This is a genomic window from Marinospirillum celere, from assembly GCF_900112235.1.
In the GTDB taxonomy this organism is placed as follows: domain Bacteria; phylum Pseudomonadota; class Gammaproteobacteria; order Pseudomonadales; family Halomonadaceae; genus Marinospirillum; species Marinospirillum celere.
In genome coordinates this window covers 283496-303047 of record NZ_FOLH01000001.1, presented here as the reverse complement: position 1 = coordinate 303047, position 19552 = coordinate 283496, and the positions used below count along the sequence as shown (strand labels likewise).

Genomic DNA, 19552 nt, shown 5'->3' with positions numbered 1-19552 from the left:
GAATTAAACTCCCCACAAAAGTTGAACGCCCCAGACCACATAGGCAAACAACGCCAGGGCCACGACTGCCTGGAAAACCAGACGCACACCGGTAGACTTCATATAGTCAGTCGATACCGTCCACAGGCCAATCCAAGCGTGGGCGGCTAGTGAAAGCAAAGCCAAGAGGCTGAAAATACGCATCCAGGTTCCCTGAAACAGGCTAACCCAAGTCAGGTAGTCCAAGTTGGACGTTCCCAGGAAAAAGCCAACCATAAACAGGGTGTAAGCCAGCAGGATAACTGCTGTCACACGCTGCATAAGCCAGTCGGACAGGCCGCTACGACCAAAACTTGTGATATTGGTTACCATACCCAGATCCCCGCAAGCAGAATGAGAATTGCAGAAATGACGACCACAGCCTGAGCCATCTTGTGCCCACCCTCAAGGGTGACACCAATGTCCAGATCCATGATTAAGTGCTTGATTCCAGCCACACAGTGGTAAGCCAAAGCGGACAGCAGGCCCCAGAGCACAAATTTGGCCAGGAAGTTTTCCTGGAGAAGAGTTTTGACGGTTTCAAAGCCCTGTGGAGAAGACAGAGAAACTTGAAACGCCCAAAACATAAAGATTAGGCCAACGAACATGATTACGCCGGTGATCCGGTGAGTAATCGATGTCAACGCTGACAAGGGTAGTTTTATCGTCGATAAATCGAGGTTTACAGGTCTTTTGCTATTCACGGCTCTACACTCTTATGTGCTTGCATGGGCTCAGCCAGCAACAAGCGATTATTTTCGGAAGCACTTATCAGTAAACCCGGGACAGGCCGGATTTACTTGCTGCGTGCTCCACCCCCTGGTGCAGGTCGCTGATTATAGGAACCCCCAACTGCTTACGCAATCTAGCCAAAGGTTGTGCGCTGCACCAAAATAAGCGAACCTAATCACCTGACATTTACGCAGGCGGGGCGCATTCTAGCAACCCTACAGGGGATTACCCTAGCCATTTCGCGTAATTGACAAGTTTTGTAACCCTTCTATAGTGGGGCCACTCTGATTTCTGATTGGGCAAGTGAGACTCAAAATAAATAAGGAGGCCTTATGGCTAACAAGAAAGCAGTACTGACCGTTGATGGTCTTGAGCAGAGCATTGAATTCCCCGTCCTTTCCGGCTCACAAGGGCCGGATGTTATTGATGTCCGCACTCTGGGTGCCAACGGTGTTTTTACCTATGACCCAGGCTTCATGGCAACGGCCTCCTGTGAGTCCAAAATCACCTACATCGATGGCGGCCAGGGTATTCTGTTGCACCGCGGCTACCCTATTGACCAGCTAGCTGAGAACGCCGACTACATTGAACTCTGCTTCCTGTTATTAAATGGCGAGCTGCCAACACCGGCACAACGCGATAAATTTGAAAACACGATTCGCCGTCACACCATGGTTCATGAACAGCTAACTCAGTTCTTCAAGGGCTTCCGTCGTGACGCTCACCCCATGGCCGTTATGTGTGGTGTAGTTGGTGCTCTCTCCGCTTTTTATCATGAAGCCATGGATATCAGCGATGCTTATCACCGTGAAGTGTCTGCACATCGTTTGATTGCCAAAATGCCAACCATTGCAGCCATGTGTTACAAGTATTCCATCGGCCAGCCATTTGTTTACCCACGCAATGACCTGTCCTATTCAGAAAACTTCCTGCACATGATGTTCGCTACTCCTTGTGAAGAGTACAAAGTCAATCCGATTTTTGCCAAGGCAATGGACCGTATTTTCATGCTGCATGCTGACCACGAGCAGAATGCCTCCACTTCAACCGTTCGCTTGGCGGGCTCTACCGGCGCCAACCCCTTCGCTTGTATTGCTGCTGGTATCGCTGCCCTTTGGGGTCCTGCTCACGGCGGTGCCAACGAAGCAGTACTCAACATGCTGGATGAAATCGGTGACGACTCTGAAGAAAACATTCAACGCTTTGTTGATAAGGCCAAGGACAAAAAGGATCCTTTCAAACTGATGGGCTTTGGTCACCGCGTTTACCGCAACTTTGATCCTCGCGCCAAGGTAATGAAAAAAACCTGTGATGAAGTTCTTCAGGAATTGGGCATGGCCGATGACCCTCAGCTAAAAATTGCCAAGCGCCTGGAAGAGATCGCTCTGGAAGACGACTACTTCAAAGAACGCAAACTCTACCCCAACGTCGACTTCTACTCAGGCATCATTCTTAAGGCCATCGGCATCCCCACCAACATGTTTACGGCTATCTTTGCTCTGAGCCGGACTATTGGTTGGATTTCTCACTGGAATGAAATGATCAGCAATGATTACAAGATCGGTCGCCCTCGCCAGCTTTACACGGGTGCACCACAAAGAGACTATCCGGCCAAGTAACCTTGCTGACATGCTCTTAAAAGGCTGCCCAGGCAGCCTTTTTTCTGTTAAGGCAGGCTTAAAAGCTTCAAGTAATTGTTATGCTTACTTGCAAGCGGCATAATGCCAGCATGCAACTCATTACAGGAGCTCACCATGACAACAAGTAAAAATCTGGCATTTATCGGCCTGGGTGTAATGGGCTCACCCATGGCCAGCCACCTGGCCCAAGGTGGGCACCAAGTCTGTGTATATAACCGGACACCAGTGAAAGCCCAGCAATGGCTGGACCAACATTCAGGCCACAGCTTTGTGACCACACCAGCCAAAGCAGCAGCTGAGGCAGATATAGTGCTCCTCTGCGTTGGCAAGGATGACGATGTCCGCGAAGTCATCACCGGGCCTCAGGGTATTCTGCAAACCCTTAAAGCTGGCAGTCTCGTTATTGACCACACCACCGCTTCTGCAAGCCTTGCTCAGGAAATGGCAACAGCCTGCAAGGAGAAACAAATTGATTTTCTGGATGCTCCAGTATCAGGTGGCCAGCAAGGCGCCGAAAACGGCCAACTCACCATCATGGTCGGCGGTGAGCAAGCTGCCTTTGAGCGGGGTCAACCAATTATGGAGCTCTTTGCCAAAGCTGTGACTCACATGGGTCCTGCCGGTAGTGGGCAAATGACCAAAATGGTCAATCAAATCTGTATAGGCGGCCTGGTCCAAGCTTTGGCCGAAGGTCTAAATTTTGCTGAACGGGCGGGCTTGGATCAGCAGAAAGTGATCGATGTTATTAGCCAAGGCGCTGCTGGTTCCTGGCAAATGGTGAATCGTCATAAAACCATGATCAATGATGAATATGAGCACGGCTTTGCCGTTGATTGGATGCGTAAAGATTTAGCCATCTGCCTTGATCAGGCCCGGAAACTTGGTGCACAACTTCCGGTCACTGCTTTGGTCGACCAATTTTATGCAGAAGTTCAGAATCTAGGTGGTGGCCGCTGGGATACCTCCAGCCTACTACGACGCCTTCAAGCCACCCGACCGAAGTAATTATTTGATTCAGGGCGTTATTTTTCGTTAAGACCTCCAGAGTCAGGCTTGCGTTTACCAGCAAAAGAAGCTATCAAGAGAAGTTTGCTTAATACACCTTTAACTCAGGACCGATCAGTGGGCACTACCGAAACGGAAACCAGAAACAACGGTAAAGAACAGGAAAAAAAACCGGAAGGTCAGGTCATATCTACCCGGGAAGGGATTTATCGTCTTCTGAAAAGGTTGGAAAACAAGCACACCCCACTAAAACTGAACTTTGATGCCGTTGCTGATAAGTACACCAGCATGGTCATTGCAGTTAATTATAAGGAAGGCTATTTCCTCCTGGACGAGGTAACCCCGCGCTGGGGTGATGACCTAATGGCCAAAGCCATACCCTTCAGCTTTGAAAGCTTTCATGATGGCTGCCGTATCAGCGCCAGCCTTATTCAAGCTTCAGGCCGGGCGGTTAAAGATGGCGCACCCGTTTACAAAGTCCCTTTTCCAAAAAACCTGCATTTTCTGCAAAGGCGCCAGTTTTATCGGGCGCCAGTTAGGATGTCCCTGGAAATCAAAGTTCGCCTGGGCGTCAAAGTACCCCCCGAAAAACGGGATGAGTATGACAACCTGATCCATCAAGACCCCACTTGGGAGTATGAAGGCCTACTAAGAGATCTGTCTGCCCAAGGGGGCCAAGTGGATGTCGAAGGCAGCCTTCAGGAAACGCTGGAAAAAAACACACAATTTGATTGCTGCCATATTATTTTTCCTAACGGTGACTTTATTGAGCTGGGTATTATCGTCCGCCATATAGGCTACGATGAGAAAAAGAAAGTCAGCAGCCTAGGTTGCCAGTTCACCAATCTAGACCCCAAAAAAGATCAAAAAATTTCATTTGTTGTAACTGAGCTGCAGCGCGACCATGCCCGTAACGCTTCGGGCAATGCCAGTAATGCAGCACCTTCCGAGCTTTTTGAACCAGCAGCACCCAGCAAAGATAAAAAAGACAAGAAAAAAGAAGCCGAAAGAAGCAAAGAAGAAGCCAACAAAGAAGAAAAAGCCAAGGTAGAGCAGCTGGATACGCGCAGTGCTCACCAGCTTGCAGTCAAAGCAGTACGCACCCTGGTAGGCCAACTGCGTAACAAGGAAGCTCTGGATATCCAACTAGCCTGGGAAGCGGCCAATCAACTTCTAGTGTCACTTGAAAAACAGCGCCAGGAGTTGATTCTATATACCCGAATCAGAAGTACCGGCCAATATCTTTTTGAGCACTCTGTCAGTGTTGCGGTACTCCTGGCTGATCAAATGATGTTTGACAAAGCCAACCCCAAATCCAAAGATGACGAGTTCCTCCGCAATCTAATTTTTGCTGGCCTCTGCCATGATTTGGGCAAGGGTCTGATTCCAGAACGCATCATTGGTAAGACCAGCGGGCTAACCGATAAAGAAGCAAAGGTCATGCACAAGCATTCACTGCTGACCCGAGAAATTCTATCAAGACAACCAGGAACTCCTGAAGTCGCTCTACAGGTTGCCACCCAGAACTGTGAGCGCTTGGATGGTTCAGGGCACCCTGAAGGGCTCAAAGGCATTTCTATCAGCCCTGTCGGCAAACTGGCCGCGGTCATTGATGTTTTTGATGCCATGACCAATGGACGCAGCTATAGAGCTGGCATTCCCCATGCCTTGGCCTTCAAACGTCTACTCAGCATGAACAACCAACTTGATCAACCTGCCACTCAGCAACTCATTAAACATCAGGGCATCTTCCCCATAGGCTCTCTGGTTAGCTTTGCTAATGGTGATTTAGGTTTTGTAAAAAGCCTTACAGCAACAGCTTCACCTGATCAGGTGCGCTTGGTATTCAATAAAAATAGCGGTCGCCCTCTGGCTCTTCAGGACATCCAAGTAGGCTCCGGCAGCAACTGGACAAAGGTTGCTGCACCCGAAGACCCTGCAAAATATAAATTAAATAACGACTTATTACTGCACGAAATCTAAGTGACCCTTATCCACACTTTCTGTGGATAACAAAGTGGAAAAGACCTTAGAAACCTTCTCCACGCTTGTCAGTAAGGACAAGACCACAGATTGCTTAATTTTTAACCAAAAAAACTAAGCACACAAAATCAATGGCTTAGCTATCACTAGTAAGCCAAGCCATTGGTTGAAAAGGGTTTAGTGATTAGCTTTCAAGATTATTTTTAAAGCAAAAGGCAATAGTATTCCGCAAGCTTTCAACTTGTGGAAAAGATGTGGAGAAAAATTGGAAGAAGAAGGAGTTTAAATGGCGTCCCATAGGGGGTTCGAACCCCTGTTACCGCCGTGAAAGGGCGGTGTCCTGGACCACTAGACGAATGGGACGCTAACTTCCGAAAAGATTTGGTGGAGCTAAGCGGGATCGAACCGCTGACCTCTTGCATGCCATGCAAGCGCTCTCCCAGCTGAGCTATAGCCCCACGTTGTCCGGAAGACGGTGCGTATATTACTTTTGGACACACCCACCGTCAAGCCTTTTTTTATTTAATTTTCAGAAACCTGGCTTTGCAAGAGTTGCTGGTATTTTTTCTCCAGCTTCTTGGCTTGCTTTTTGGAGACGCCACCCTCGGTCAACAGATCCAAAGCAAAGCGCAGACGTGCCCGACTGATTTCAGGACCCAGAATCACCATCGCATCCAGCACCGAAGTCGAGGTTGTGCTGCCAGCAATTGACAAGAAAACCGGTTGCAGATAGTCCTTCATTTTCATTCCGGCCGCCTGACTCAAGAGTTTGATGCGCTGCATCAGGTTCTCTTTGTTCCAATCTCTAAGGGCATCCATTTCCCACACCAAAAATTGCATCTGCTCCACTAAATCCACTTCTTCTGGCCACTTCAACTGGGCAAAGTTTTCTTTACTGATATTGGGCATACCACTGAAGAAATAGGCCGCCAGCGGTGCGACATCTGAAAGCGTTTCAGCTCTGGGTTTGATTTGTGGAAGTATGCTGCTGACATACTCCTTGTTAAAGGCCCAGGACATGAGTCTTTGTAAATAAGCCTCGTCATCCAGCTCACGCAGGTAGAGGCCATTCAACCAGCTCAGCTTTTCCACATCAAACACAGGGCCACCCAAAGAAACCCGCTGAATATCAAAGTGCTCAATCATTTCATCCAGGCTGAATTTCTCACTTTCATCCGGCATGGACCAGCCCATACGTCCCAGGTAATTAATCACTGCTTCCGGCAAAAAGCCCATACGCTGGTAATAGCGAATCGAAGTGGGGTTCTTGCGCTTGGACAGCTTGGATTTATCCGGATTGCGCAACAGCGGCAGGTGGCAAAGAACCGGCATTTCCCAGCCAAAATACTCATAAAGCAGCTGATGCTTGGGTGCCGAGTTAATCCACTCTTCGCCGCGCAGTACATGGGTGATTTCCATCAGGTGATCATCCACAACATTAGCCAGGTGGTAGGTAGGCATGCCATCAGACTTTAATAGGATTTGTGCATCCACCATGCTCCAGTCCAGCTCCATGGGGCCGCGCAGTAAGTCATTAATAATGCAAACGCCCTCTTCTTCAGGTACCAGCATACGCACGACATAAGGAGCATTAGCAGCTTCTCGCTTGGCTACTTCAGTTTCCGGCAAATAAAGGTCAGAAGGCTTAAGAGCCGTTGCCTTACCGGCCAGCTGGCGTTCGCGGCGCAGCTCATCCAGCTCTTCTGGCGTGCGATAGCATTTGAACGCCTTGCCTTTGGCCAATAATTCATCCGCATACTGCTGGTAAAGATGTTTGCGTTCACTTTGCCGATAAGGACCCAGATCACCTCCAACATCTGGCCCTTCATCCCAATCCAGCCCTAACCAGCGTAGGGAATCAAAAATCTGCTGCTCTGACTCTGCTGTTGAGCGTTGTTGATCCGTATCTTCAATACGTAAAATAAACTTGCCCTGATGCTGGCGGGCAAAACAAAGATTAAACAGGGCAATGTAGGCGGTGCCTACATGAGGGTCACCAGTAGGCGAAGGGGCAATACGGGTACGTACAGACATGAAGTGCTTACCTTATCTATTCACATGAGTGGAAGCTTGAATTCCTGGCGCAAGTATAAGAGATAAAGGCGTTAAACGCAGCCAGGCAAAGAAATGCGACAATACGCCACCTTCACAGCAAGCAGGCCCTACTTCAGAATTAAATCTCGGTTTATCGAGGTCTTTGTCTGTTATCACCTCAAATCGTTTGCGGTCAATAAGGAAGTAGGCCCTACGCACTTGCTCACCTGGGCGATCCCTGTTCCCCCTACAGGATCGCCTTTTTTTTATCGCGCAGTTTACGGTAAACTAGTCGTTTTGCAGGTGACCCTCTAGGCATGCACACATCCAAACTTCCTCACTGGTCAGGTCGTCCCTACCCGCGTTTTTCCCTGGCTCCCATGCTGGATGTGACTGATCGCCACTTTCGGTATTTTTTGCGCCTACTCAGTCAAGAAACCCTCTTATACAGCGAAATGGTGACCACGGGCGCGCTTTTGCATGGCCGTGATCCTGAGCGCTTTTTAGACTTTTCAGCCCAGGAGCACCCTGTCGCTCTGCAGCTCGGGGGCAGTAATCCCGATGAGCTGGCCGCCTGCACTGAAAAAGCCACTCTCTGGGGCTATGATGAAATCAACTTGAATGTCGGCTGCCCCAGCGATCGAGTCCAGAACAATCTGATTGGCGCCTGCTTAATGGCTCATCCGGAGAGGGTTGCTCGTTGCTTCCAGGCCATGCAAGCCGCTACCGACAAACCGGTAACCATTAAATGCCGGATAGGCATTGATGACCAGGATGAAGATCATGACCTGGAGCAGTTCGTTAACCTGCTTAAGGAAGCCGGTTGTAAAATCTTTATTTTGCATGCCCGCAAAGCCTGGCTTCAAGGCTTGTCGCCCAAGCAGAACCGGGATATCCCCCCGCTCAACTATGAACGGGTATACCGCTTGAAAGCCAAGCATCCAGAGCTGACGATTGCCATCAATGGTGGTATCAAGTCTTTGGACGCTTGCAGTGAACACTTACAGCAGGTCGACTCAGTGATGCTAGGGCGCGCACTCTGGGATCAACCCCTGTTGGCTGCTGAGGTTGATCAAAAACTTTATGGCCAGGTTTCCAAACCCTCGATTACAGCCCGACAAGCAGTTGAGAACTACCTTCCTTATGCCGAAGAACAGCTTGCCAGGGGAGTAAGACTCAATGCCCTGACGCGCCCCTTGATGGGTGTCTTTCAAGGCGTTCCTGGTGCCCGCAAGTTCCGTCGCCTGCTCAGTGAAAAAGCCCATCAACCTGACCAAAATGCCGACCTCATTCGTCAAGCATTAGATCTGGTTCAAGACACTTCTCTAGCCACCCCCACCTAGGGTGTATTGCTCCTGCAACAAGTCTCTGATTAGATAGAGGAAAACACAGGAGAAAATACGTGAGTACCAAGAGCAAACTGGACAGCCTTAAAGAAATGACGCTGGTTGTTGCCGATACGGGTGATTTAGATGCTATTCGTCGCTACCAGCCAACCGATGCCACCACCAACCCCTCCCTGCTTCTCCAGGCACTGGAGCTGCCTGCCTATCAGCCACTGGTAAAGCAGGCCTGGCAGGAAGCTGAAAGCAGCCAGAGCAGCATTTATGACTGCTTTGCGGCTCTTTTGGCTTGCCAGCTCCAGCAGCAGGTTCGAGGCTATGTTTCAGTGGAAGTGGATGCGCGGACTTCTTTTGATACTCAAGCCAGTGTTGAACGCGCTCGCAAACTGATCAGCAAGATCCAAAATGCCGGGGGCCATCCAGAGCGCATCCTGATCAAGTTGGCGGCCACCTGGGAAGGCATAGAAGCAGCCAAGGTTTTAGAGGCTGAAGGCATTCGTTGTAACCTGACCCTGTTATTTGGCTTTACTCAAGCCAGAGCCTGTGCTGACGCTGGCGTGACCTTGATTTCACCTTTCGTAGGTCGCATCCTGGATTGGTATTCTGCCCAGAACCCTGAAGCTGACTTTTCCGGGCACCAGGACCCTGGCGTTCAATCCGTGCAGAAAATTTACCGCTACTACAAAGAAAGAGGCTATAAAACCATCGTTATGGGTGCCAGCTTCCGGAACCTCGGTGAGATAGAAGCCCTGGCAGGTTGTGACCGCTTAACCATAGCACCAAAACTTCTCGCTGAACTGGAAACAGACTCTGGCCCCCTACCCCGCCAGCTGGCAGAAGACTATCCGTCACAATCCAAAGAAGCCGCTTTAACCGAGGCCGAATTTCGTCTTCAACTCAATGCTGACGCCATGGCCACAGAAAAACTGGCTGAAGGAATACGCAAGTTTATTGTCGATTTGGAGAAACTGGAAAAAGCGATTCGCCAAGCCTCTAGTCAGGCTTAGTAATCAAGTGGGATGCGGGCACTCTTCAAGGGCTTGAACAACGCTCTTGAAGGCTTCCCGGTTGCTGTCATTCATAGACATCAGCGTACGGTGAGCTTCCAGCACCTTAGTGCGTATATGCTCTTCACTGCCGGCCAACTGAGGCACTTCTTCCAGTGCTTTATCCGTAGTAACCGGTTGCTCCATGATTAAAAAATACTGCCTGAAGCCCATGGATTCGAGGAGCAGGGTGATATCCGAGTTAGAGGAAATGATACTGGGTTGATTCAGTCCAGCCACGGATGCTTTAACAGCTATCTTGGCTAAAAGACCCAGAGTCGTACTATCCAGGTTATCGGCCTGGGAAAGGTCGATCACAATACTTTCCACTTCCCTGTCGGAAAACACCTGTTCAAACAACTGGTCCAGCGTACAACAAAGCGTCAAACGCACATCACCAAGCAACTTGAGTATGTAGGTGTTTTTTGATTTGGCCGCCAAAAGCTTGCCTGTTTGCATATCAACAACCAGTTATCGTCATTAGGGTCACATCGTCAGGCCAGCTGCCTTCGGCAACCGGCAAACGCTCCAACAGAGCTTCCAAGTTGCCACCCGTCTCAACAACCCAGCGATGCCAGTATTGCTGTCTTTCTTCCAGACCCTGACCGGGTAAAAGCTCCAGGATACCATCACTGGCTATACACAAGCGGCCCCCTTGAGGGAACTGGCAAGTGTAATCCTTATAGTGGGCATCTGGAAAGAGGCCTATAGGCATTCCCGTTCCACTTAACTCTTTGACTTCCCCTTCTGCATCAATCAGCAGAGGGACGGGTAAATGAGCACCCAAGGCATAGGTTAGGTTTCCAGTTTGCGTATCCAAACAGCCCAATACCAGTGTCAAATGCTTATCCAGTCCTCCAGCCAAGAGCTCTTCATTAACTCGCATACACAGCTGCGCAGGACTAAAATCCTCTTGTTCACAATACTTACCCAGCAAATACTTTATAAGTATAGTCACAAATGCTGAAGAAGCTCCATGTCCTGATACATCGGCAAGATAGAACAAAAGTTGATGCTCACCCTGAGCCCAACAATCAACGAAATCACCTGAAAGGTAAAGAGAGGGCTTAAGCCAGTAATCCAACCGGTAAGCATCCAGCTGTGTTGGATTCGCCGGTAACAAAGACTGTTGCACATGATAGCCAGCCTGCTGATCCTGACGCAGCATTGCCAAAGCAGTTTTAAGATCAGCATTTTCCTGTTCTAGTTCCTGCTGATACGTTAAGGCTGCTTCCTGCTGAGATTTTCTCATATGCGCCTCAATCTGTTTCACTGCCTCTAGCAAGCTTTATTACTTCAAACGGTAATCCGACTGACATACGAAAGCAAGCCAAGTTATACTTTTTTCTTGGGTTTTTAATCTGAAAAGGCATCATCAAAGTCGAAATCATCAAAATCATCGTCAAGAAAAGGGTCAGCACCCATTTTTCCGTCATTAATCAGGAAAGTGCGCCTTTGAAGGTAGGCATCCCGTATAAAGGAATAGCGGTCGCCCATAATCAGCTGCTCTGCTTCTAAAAGATCACTTCTAACCTGTATACCATAAACACCCCAAAGGCTATATTCGATATAGGGGTGATCAATATAGGCCATGGGGTTCAAACGATAATCGATCGGCAAAGACACCGCGTGGGTCAAGGTTTGGCCGCCAAAAACCGGCAAAACCACATAGGGTCCCTCAGGCACACCCCAAACACTCAGAGTCTGGCCAAAGTCTTCCTGGCTTCGGGGCAAACCCAAGGGCGTGGCCACATCCAGGAAGCCCGCCAAACCCAGAGTAGTATTCAGGGCAAAACGCACCGCATCCTTGCTAGCAGCCGCTGGTTTTACCTGGAGTAGGTTGTTGGTGAACTGAGAAATCTCACGAAGATTATTGAAAAAATTGCGAACACCAGTACGAGCAAATTGCGGCGTGACCGCCTTATAGCCCTTGGCAGTCGGTTTAATAATCCAGGCATCCAGGGTCTCATTAAATGCAAACACCCGGCGATTCCAGTTTTCAAAAGGGTCCCTTGGATGAGCTTCCCATTCTTCCTCCTCAGGACTTCCTTCAACGCTTTCAGGGATTTCCTGCTGAGCGGCGCAGCCGGTCAACAACAAGAGCAGCACCAACAGCCATGCGGCCTTTTTCATCCAGCACTCCTTGCCAGCATTAAACTTTCTTGACTAGCAAGCAGCCTGCAGAATAACCCGCACCAAAAGAACAGATGACACCCAGATCACCTGTCTTCAAATCATCTCTGTGCAGGTGAAAAGCAATAATGGAGCCAGCGGAACTGGTGTTGGCATAGCGATCCAGAATAACAGGGGCTTCTGTTTCTGAAGCCTCCCGGCCGAGAACGCGACGCGCAATCAACTGATTCATATTGAGGTTAGCTTGATGCAGCCAGAGGCGAGACAGGTCTTCAGCCTGGAGGCCATTGACTTGCAGCTGCTCAGTGATCATTTCTGCAACCAGCGGGCAAACCTCTTTAAACACCTTGCGACCTTCTTGAACAAAAAGCTTATCCGCTTTATTCAAACCACTTTCATCACAGCGGTTCAGAAAACCAGCATTATTGCGAATATTGTTAGAGAATTGGGTCAGCAGCTTGCTGGAAAAGACTTCAAAAGCATCAGACGCTTGAGCAACATCAGCAGCTTCAAGAACCACTGCAGTGCAAGCATCACCAAAAATAAAATGGCTGTCACGATCGCAGAAATTCAAGTGTGCACTACAAATTTCAGGGTTCACCATCAGCACACGACTGGCTTGCCCTGTTTGTATGGCATTGCAAGCAGCCTGAATACCAAAGGTCGCACTGGAGCAGGCCACGTTCATATCATAGGCAAAACCGCCGGCACCCAGTAGTTGCTGGACTTCAATCGCCACGGCCGGGTAGGCACGTTGCGGGTTGGAGCAGGCCAGAATCACCATGTCCAGCTGATCACCTCGAATACCTGCCTGATTAAGCGCCTGTTCAGCTGCCTTAACAGCCATTTCTGCTTGAACGCTCGGTTGATCATTAGGACGTTCCGGCAACCAAGGCTTCATGCGCTCAGGATCAAGAATACCTTTTTTATCAAGTACATAACGACTTTTAATTCCCGAAGCCTTTTCAATAAATTCAACGCTGGACAGGGCTTTAGCTGTCATCTCACCAGCTTCTATGGCCTTAGCATTTTTTGCATTCCAGCTTTCGGCCCAGGTATTAAACGCAGCGACCAATTCTGCATTGCTGATACTCTGCTCAGGAGTGAAAAGACCACTACCGGTAATGTAAACGGATTTCATAGAATGCCTTGAAATAGAATAATAAGAAATGATTAGTCAGAAGCAGGCAGGTCAGCCAGCCAGTTAAGCAGAACTGGAAAATAATCCTGTTCAGCTGCTTCATCCAGACACAGTTGAGAACGCTTGTAGTTTTGCTGATTACCTACTCTGCGACCCAATTTGATCAGGCGCCCATTATGAGCACCCAGATCAAACATAAAAGCACGGGCATCAGCATCGCTGGCCCGCCAAGATTGATACAGACTGGCAAAATACAAACTGGGTGGCCAGTCCAGAGCCTTAACTGCTGCAGCATAGTCAAAACCCTTGGGGGAAACCCAGGGCGCGTCCAGCCAGTTCAGTGCATCAAAATAAAAGCTTTGGCTTTCATTGCACCGCCCCAGCTTTAGTTTGACGGCGGGAACATAGCCCAGTAGGCGACTAATCACCTTCACACCCCTGACGTGCAGCCAATTAATCCAAAAATGTTTGAGCCGCCCTGCCGGCTGGGATTCACGGAAAGGACTAAAATGTACCAGGCCCTGAAGGGAAGTCAGATAGCTGGGGTTACGTGCTAAAAAGCTGGTCAATAATAAACTGCCAAAACCCTGGCCTACCCAGACTTGCGGGCCAGGTTGGGCTCTTTTATTAACGGCTTCGACCAGCTTGGGCAGATCCTGGGTTAGAGCTTCCTCGACACCAAAATCATGCTCCTTCAGTATCTTGCCGTCCAAACGACGCGATCTCAGTTCGCCCAGATAGACATCATAACCTGCTCTGGCCAGCACATAAGCCAAGCCGCTGCGGTTGCCAGCATTATGAAAACAAGTTGAGTCATCCATCAGACCATGCAGCATAAATACAGCCTGACCTGCAGATTTTGCTGGATAGATACGCACCAACTGAGCAAACTGACGGCCCGCAACCGGCAGATTAATGCGTTCTTCAATAATTGATCGACTTGTGGATGTCATTCGTGTTTCCTGGTTCCATGGCTCAGTTGTTGCATTATCCCACGTAAAGCCTTAGTGATAAACCTGTCAATCAGTAACCAATTGGCTCCAGTAGGTTTTAAGTCGCTTGGCAGAAATACTTTCACTGGTCCCCAACTGCTGAGCATAAAGAGATACGCGGTATTCTTCCAGCAACCAACGAAAATCCATGAGTTCACGACTCACTTCACCCTTAGGCAAAAGCTGCTGATAACGAGCTTCCCAGGCTTGCCACCAGGCTTCCACTTCATCAGCATTGCGTTGGTCTCTAAGCCGGTCCCGAGCCGCTTTTTCCAAACGTAGCTCCAAAGCTTTGAGATAACGCGGGTAATGCTGCAGCCAGTGACCGGAATCCCAGATAAAGCCAGGATAAAAAAGTCGCGCCAGCTGCCGCTGAGCATCCTTGAAAGTCAGCGCCAGGGCCAGATTCATTTTGCCCTTAAGCTGAGCTGCCAGAGGGACCTGGGCCTTGAGCGCGGCCTCGACCTGCTGAACTTTTTCGGTTGCCTTGGGTACCCAATCGGCTTCATGGTTTTTCAGCCAGGCCGAGAAATCAGCGGCGGTTCGTGGCCAGGGTGCATCCTTTCCTTGAAAAAGGGCTTCACGCAATGCCGTATCCAGCAGGTCATCCACTAGCTGCTGGCGACTACCGATTTTGGCATAGAGCAGCTGCAGGTTCTTCAAGCCCGGCAGCTGGCTTTGCAGGTATTTTTCCTTTTGCGGCAAGCTTAGGCGGGCCAGACGGACCAGCCCTTTTTCTGTGGCCATGCGGGCTTTTTCCTGGCTATCAACCAGGGTCACGCCAACACTCTGACCTTCATCTACCAAAGCGGGAAAGGCCTGCAGCTTAACCCCGGCCTGGACCTGTTCCAGACGTTCCGGTAAATCAGCAAAATCCCAGTCGGTTCGCCCAGTGACCTGTAAATCACCGGCATCCAGGGCCTGAGTTCCTGCTTCCATCTGCCGGGCGAAGCGCTTTTGCAGCGCTGCAAGGTCCCGCCCCTGACCCAAAGGCTTACCTTGAGCATCCACGACTTTGAAGTTCATGCGCAGGTGATCAGGCAAGTCCACCTGCTGCCACAGGGCTTCGTCTATGCGATTGCCGGTGATCTTGTAGAGGAAGAGCCCCAACGCCTTGCCCAGCGGTAGGTCATCTGGGACCAAGGCTTCCAGAGCGGCACGCACATAGTCCGGCAGGGGAACAAAATTTTTGCGGACCGCCTTGGGCAGGCCACGCATTAAGGCCAGGCACTTTTCTTCCAACAGCCCAGGCACCAGCCATTCCAGACGCCCTTCCGGTAATTGCCCCAGCATGGCAACCGGTACAGTAATACTGACCCCATCATCGGCTTCACCCGGTGCAAAGTGATAACTCAGTTGCCATTCTACCCCTTCCCAGCGCAGAGTATCCGGGTAGGCTTCAGCGGTGACCTCATCAGCCGTCCTTGCCAGCAGGGCTTCACGGGTCAGGAATAATAAATTCGGCTGCTCCTGCTCGGCCTGTTTGCGCCAGGACTCAAAACTGGCGCCCTTGTTGATATCTTCCGGGATACGGCTATCATAAAAGTCATAGAGCACTTGATCATCGACCAGAATATCTTTCTTGCGTGCCTTGTCTTCCAAGGTCTGAACAGCATTCAACAGCGCCTGGTTGTGTGCCATAAAAGGAGCACGGGTCTGATACTGTCCCTCTACCAATGCCGAGCGAATAAACAGCTCACGCGCCTCGACTGGCTGAATCTTGCCAAAATCCACCTTGCGCCCGGTCACCAGTGGCAAACCAAACAAAGTCACCTTTTCCAAAGCCGCCACCCGCGCCGCTTTCTTTTCCCAGTGGGGATCGGAATGGCTGCATTTGACCAAATGCTCTGCCAGGGGCTCGGCCCAGCGCGGGTCAATTTTGGCGATCATGCGGGCAAACAGCCGGGTGGTTTCGACCAGTTCAGCCGCCATGATCCACTTCGGGGTTTTCTTGCCCGCTTTGGAGCCGGGATGAATGAAAAACTTGCGATTGCGCGCGCCCAGGTATTCCTTGTTTTCCTGTAGCATGCCCATATTGGACAGGAGTCCAGAAAGCAGCGCTTGATGCAGGGCAGCATAACTGGCTGGCTCGGTGTTTTCTTTTAGGCCCAACTCTTTCGCTAGGAGTTTGAGCTGGCGATGAGTATCCCGCCATTCGCGCATACGCATGTAGGATAAAAACAGTTTTTTACAGTCCTTGCGCAGTTGGTTGCCGGATACCTCCTGACGCTTTTCCTCGTAGAAATTCCATAAATTGACCAGGGCCAAAAAATCCGAATCCGGGTCCTTCCATTGGGCATGAGCCTGATCGGCCGCCTGTTGATGGTCGGCGGGTCTTTCTCTCGGGTCCTGTAGGTTGAGTGCCGAGGTAATCACCAGCATTTCTTGTAGACAGGAACGTTGATCAGCCTCCAACAGCATACGCGCCAGACGCGGGTCCACCGGCAGGCGGGCCAGTTTACGACCCAGGCCGGTCAGCTGGTTTTTGGCATTGACCGCGCCCAGCTCAAACAGCAGGCGAAAACCATCCTTGATGAAACGGCTATCCGGTGGTTCCACAAAAGGAAAGTCTTCCACCGCGCCCAAACGCAGGGACAGCATCTGCAGGATGACCGCCGCCAGGTTGGTGCGACGAATTTCAGGCTCGGTGAATTCAGGGCGACTGACAAAATCTTCTTCACTATAGAGACGAATACACAGGCCTTCAGCGATCCGCCCACAGCGCCCAGCGCGCTGATTGGCACTGGCCTGGGACACCGGCTCGATCGGCAGGCGCTGCACTCCGGCGCGATAGCTGTAGCGGCTGATCCGCGCTGTACCCGGATCAATCACATAGCGAATACCCGGCACCGTCAGCGAGGTTTCAGCAACATTAGTGGTGAGCACTACGCGCCGTCCCGAATGGGTTTGAAACACCCGCTGCTGCTCGGATGCGGGTAGGCGCGCATAGAGTGGCAGCACTTCCGTATCGCGAAAACGCCCGGAACCCTGCTGACGACGAATGAGATGAGCGACTTCACGAATTTCCCGCTCACCCGGCAGGAACACCAGTACGTCCCGCGGGCCATGCAACCAGCCTTTTTGCCTTTCCAGGGTCTGAATTTCTTCCAGGGCTTCGAGAATCCCTTCCTGCTGCGTCAGGTCTTCGGTATCGGGGTCTTCGCTGAGTAGCGGGCGATAAAGGGTTTCCACCGGATAGGTTCGGCCTGAGACTTCAATAATCGGGCAGTTACTAAAATGCTGGGAGAAGCGCTCGACATCAATGGTGGCCGAAGTAATCACCAACTTCAGATCCGGGCGTTTGGGCAGCAGTCGCTTCAGATACCCCAACAAAAAATCAATATTCAGGCTACGTTCATGGGCTTCATCAATAATGATGACCTGATAGCGGTTAAGAAAAGGGTCCTTTTGGGTTTCAGCGAGCAGGATGCCATCTGTCATCAGCTTGACCAGCGTGGTGTCCGTCTGCTGATCCTGAAAGCGCACCTGATAGCCGACCTGCTGACCCAGGGGGACTTGCAGTTCCTCCGCCAGGCGCTGCGCCACTGAGCGGGCGGCCAGGCGTCGAGGCTGGGTATGACCGATCAGCCCCTGAGCGCCCAGGCCCATTTCCAGGCAGATTTTAGGAAGCTGGGTGGTTTTGCCCGAGCCGGTTTCCCCAGCCACCACCAAAACCTGGTTGTCAGCTAGAGCCTTCTGAATGGCTTCACGCTGATCACTGACGGGCAAATCCGGGTAGTCGATTTTCGGCCAGACCGCACGGCGTTTTTCGACCTGAGCTACTGAAGCCTGAAGGGCCTGCAGCAGCCGCTCATCAACCCCTCCCGCCTTTTTGCGGGCCGCCTGCCAGCGCCGCTTTAAAGGATGCCGATCTTTCAATAGACAAGCATCCAGCAATTCCTGTGGCGACATAGGTTTAGTAAAGGGAGGCTGATCCGGCTGGGACATGACAACTCGCTGGCGGTGGAAAATCCGCCAGTATAAAGCAATTAGCCCTCCAGCCAAAAAGACACATCAGTTTTCCCAGTAAAGCTCTTCCAAGATGACTGCGGGTACAGGTGAATTTTCCCAGAAGCCCTTCAAATTTTTCTTACGGATGGACTGTTGGGGTTTGATATGCAGGAAAACATGGGCCGCATCCTCAGCCAATAGGAGCTGAGTTTGCTGGAGCAGGTGATTCCTTTTCGCTTCATCTTGTTCCTGCTCTATTTGCTTCCAAAGCTGGTCAAACCCGGGGTTATGATAATTAAAGTAGTAATCATCCCGAGCATAGATATCGATATCAAAGGGTTCAACATGAGCCACAACCGTCAGATCATAATTTTTGCCATAAAACACTTCATCCAACCATTTTGACCAACTAACTCTTTGCACATCCAGCCGAATGCCTACAGCTTCCAGATAAGCAGATAGGTGGAGACTGGCTTGCCGGGCATACAAAGGAGGAGGCACCTTAAAGGTTAACTCCAGCCCTGAGGCATAACCCGCTTCTGCCAACAGCTTCTTGGCTTTGCCGGGATCATAGGGATACCTATCCGACAAATCCAGGTAGGCAGGATGCAAAGGGGAAAAGTGACTGCCTATCAAGGGAGGGTTGGATTTGGGATAAATATCCAGCAAGCCTTTTTTATCTACCGCATGATTTATTGCCCGCCGGACACGCCGATCTACCAAAGCCGGATGCTGATGATTGAAAGCCAGCAGGGTTTGCCCTTCACTCAAACCATCATAAAGAACATAGTCTCCACGACTGGCCAAGCGCACAACCGATTCCAAAGGGCTAATATTCGGATACAAATCGATAGCTCCTTCGGATAAGCTGGCTTCCAGCTCAATGCGATTACTGGTAAAGCTAATACTGGCTCGTTGAATCCGTGGCTGAGCACCCCAGTAATTTTGGAAAGCCGCCAACTCCAAAGGCTGACCCTCTAGCCAGGAAACAAACTCATAGGGACCTGTCCCTATGGGGTGGCGACTATTATTATCGGCTGATTCTGGCTCCACCATAACCGCTGCAGCCAAGCCCAGCCTGAACAGCAAAAGGTTATCCGGCCTTTGCAAACGTATTTGCAGGCGCAGAAGCGAAACTACTTGTATTTCTTGAATATGTGCAAAAAGATGGCGCTGAGGGTTTTGAGTGGCTGGATCCAGAAGGCGCTCTAAACTGAAGGCGGCCACCTCTGCATTAAATGGCTGGCCATTGTGGAAGCGCACTCCAGGCTGGAGAGTGAAAGTATAAACCCGTCCTTCCTCTGAGACTTCCCAAGAGCTGGCGAGATTTGGCTTCACTTCGCCATGACGATTAATACGGGTCAAACCCTGATAAATATTGTTGTAGGTTGCCTCAGAAACTGTTGCGGAAGGTGTGAGGGTCGGGTCCAGGTGTGGCGGCATCAAGTGCAGCTCAATTCGTACCCGGTCAGCAACAGCCAAGGTAGGCATGAATAAAACAACAAGCAGCAACCAGCGCTTCCTGCAGAACCAA

The 19552-nt window shown here is 50.5% G+C and carries 15 protein-coding genes and 2 tRNA genes; 5 read left to right on the top strand and 12 right to left on the bottom strand.

Translation table 11 applies throughout. The annotated features are described in order from the left end of the window. Positions 1 to 3 precede the first annotated feature (3 nt). Both sdhD and sdhC read right to left on the bottom strand, forming a co-directional pair. On the bottom strand, positions 4 to 351 hold the full coding sequence (gene sdhD, locus BM185_RS01505) for a succinate dehydrogenase, hydrophobic membrane anchor protein (protein WP_091958219.1): 348 nt from the start codon (positions 349 to 351) through the stop codon (positions 4 to 6). After that, a complete protein-coding gene (gene sdhC, locus BM185_RS01500) occupies positions 345 to 722 on the bottom strand; it encodes a succinate dehydrogenase, cytochrome b556 subunit (RefSeq protein WP_091958216.1) in 378 nt (125 codons plus the stop codon). Before sdhC ends, sdhD begins: the two co-directional genes overlap by 7 nt. Positions 723 to 1082: 360 nt before the next feature. Between sdhC and gltA the strand changes: the two genes are divergently transcribed. The 3 genes from gltA (at position 1083) to BM185_RS01485 (ending at position 5378) form a co-directional block, all read left to right on the top strand. Further along, positions 1083 to 2369: a citrate synthase gene (gene gltA / locus BM185_RS01495; RefSeq protein WP_091958214.1), complete on the top strand. Its 1287-nt coding sequence runs from the start codon at positions 1083 to 1085 to the stop codon at positions 2367 to 2369. Between the two features lie 135 nt (positions 2370 to 2504). After that, positions 2505 to 3395: an NAD(P)-dependent oxidoreductase gene (locus tag BM185_RS01490; protein WP_091958211.1), complete on the top strand. Its 891-nt coding sequence runs from the start codon at positions 2505 to 2507 to the stop codon at positions 3393 to 3395. Positions 3396 to 3512: 117 nt separating this feature from the next. Further along, complete coding sequence (locus BM185_RS01485; RefSeq protein WP_177203437.1) at positions 3513 to 5378, top strand: HD domain-containing phosphohydrolase; 1866 nt, start codon at positions 3513 to 3515, stop codon at positions 5376 to 5378. Positions 5379 to 5665: 287 nt separating this feature from the next. Here the strand turns inward: BM185_RS01485 and BM185_RS01480 are convergent. From BM185_RS01480 to gltX, 3 genes are all read right to left on the bottom strand, one after another. Continuing rightward, positions 5666 to 5741, bottom strand: a tRNA-Glu gene (locus tag BM185_RS01480). A gap of 19 nt (positions 5742 to 5760) precedes the next feature. Then, positions 5761 to 5836 (bottom strand) — tRNA-Ala (locus BM185_RS01475). 64 nt (positions 5837 to 5900) lie between these two features. Further along, positions 5901 to 7412: a glutamate--tRNA ligase gene (gltX, locus tag BM185_RS01470; RefSeq protein ID WP_091958206.1), complete on the bottom strand. Its 1512-nt coding sequence runs from the start codon at positions 7410 to 7412 to the stop codon at positions 5901 to 5903. Positions 7413 to 7729: 317 nt separating this feature from the next. On the opposite strand from gltX, the gene dusA reads away from it, so the two are divergent. Further along, the gene (dusA, locus tag BM185_RS01460) at positions 7730 to 8755 is read left to right on the top strand and encodes a tRNA dihydrouridine(20/20a) synthase DusA (protein ID WP_091958200.1); all 1026 of its coding nucleotides are present in this window, start codon (positions 7730 to 7732) and stop codon (positions 8753 to 8755) included. 59 nt (positions 8756 to 8814) lie between these two features. Continuing rightward, the gene (tal, locus tag BM185_RS01455) at positions 8815 to 9762 is read left to right on the top strand and encodes a transaldolase (RefSeq protein ID WP_281247313.1); all 948 of its coding nucleotides are present in this window, start codon (positions 8815 to 8817) and stop codon (positions 9760 to 9762) included. A 3-nt stretch (positions 9763 to 9765) separates the two neighbouring features. On the opposite strand, the gene BM185_RS01450 is transcribed toward tal, so the two are convergent. The 7 genes from BM185_RS01450 to BM185_RS01420 form a co-directional block, all read right to left on the bottom strand. Beyond that, positions 9766 to 10260, bottom strand: coding sequence for an STAS domain-containing protein (locus BM185_RS01450; RefSeq protein WP_091958198.1), 495 nt, complete (start codon positions 10258 to 10260; stop codon positions 9766 to 9768). A gap of 1 nt (position 10261) precedes the next feature. Continuing rightward, on the bottom strand, positions 10262 to 11053 hold the full coding sequence (locus tag BM185_RS01445; RefSeq protein ID WP_091958195.1) for a PP2C family protein-serine/threonine phosphatase: 792 nt from the start codon (positions 11051 to 11053) through the stop codon (positions 10262 to 10264). A gap of 104 nt (positions 11054 to 11157) precedes the next feature. Beyond that, a complete protein-coding gene (locus BM185_RS01440; RefSeq protein WP_091958192.1) occupies positions 11158 to 11934 on the bottom strand; it encodes an MlaA family lipoprotein in 777 nt (258 codons plus the stop codon). A 19-nt stretch (positions 11935 to 11953) separates the two neighbouring features. Next, positions 11954 to 13075: a beta-ketoacyl-ACP synthase III gene (locus BM185_RS01435; RefSeq protein ID WP_091958190.1), complete on the bottom strand. Its 1122-nt coding sequence runs from the start codon at positions 13073 to 13075 to the stop codon at positions 11954 to 11956. A gap of 32 nt (positions 13076 to 13107) precedes the next feature. Next, positions 13108 to 14028 carry a serine aminopeptidase domain-containing protein gene (locus tag BM185_RS01430; RefSeq protein ID WP_091958187.1) on the bottom strand — a complete coding sequence of 307 codons (921 nt, stop codon included), beginning with the start codon at positions 14026 to 14028 and terminating at the stop codon, positions 13108 to 13110. Between the two features lie 66 nt (positions 14029 to 14094). Continuing rightward, on the bottom strand, positions 14095 to 18015 hold the full coding sequence (gene hrpA / locus BM185_RS01425; RefSeq protein ID WP_091958184.1) for an ATP-dependent RNA helicase HrpA: 3921 nt from the start codon (positions 18013 to 18015) through the stop codon (positions 14095 to 14097). 66 nt (positions 18016 to 18081) lie between these two features. Next, the gene (locus BM185_RS01420) at positions 18082 to 19530 is read right to left on the bottom strand and encodes an ABC transporter substrate-binding protein (protein ID WP_177203436.1); all 1449 of its coding nucleotides are present in this window, start codon (positions 19528 to 19530) and stop codon (positions 18082 to 18084) included. Between the last annotated feature and the right edge of the window lie 22 nt (positions 19531 to 19552).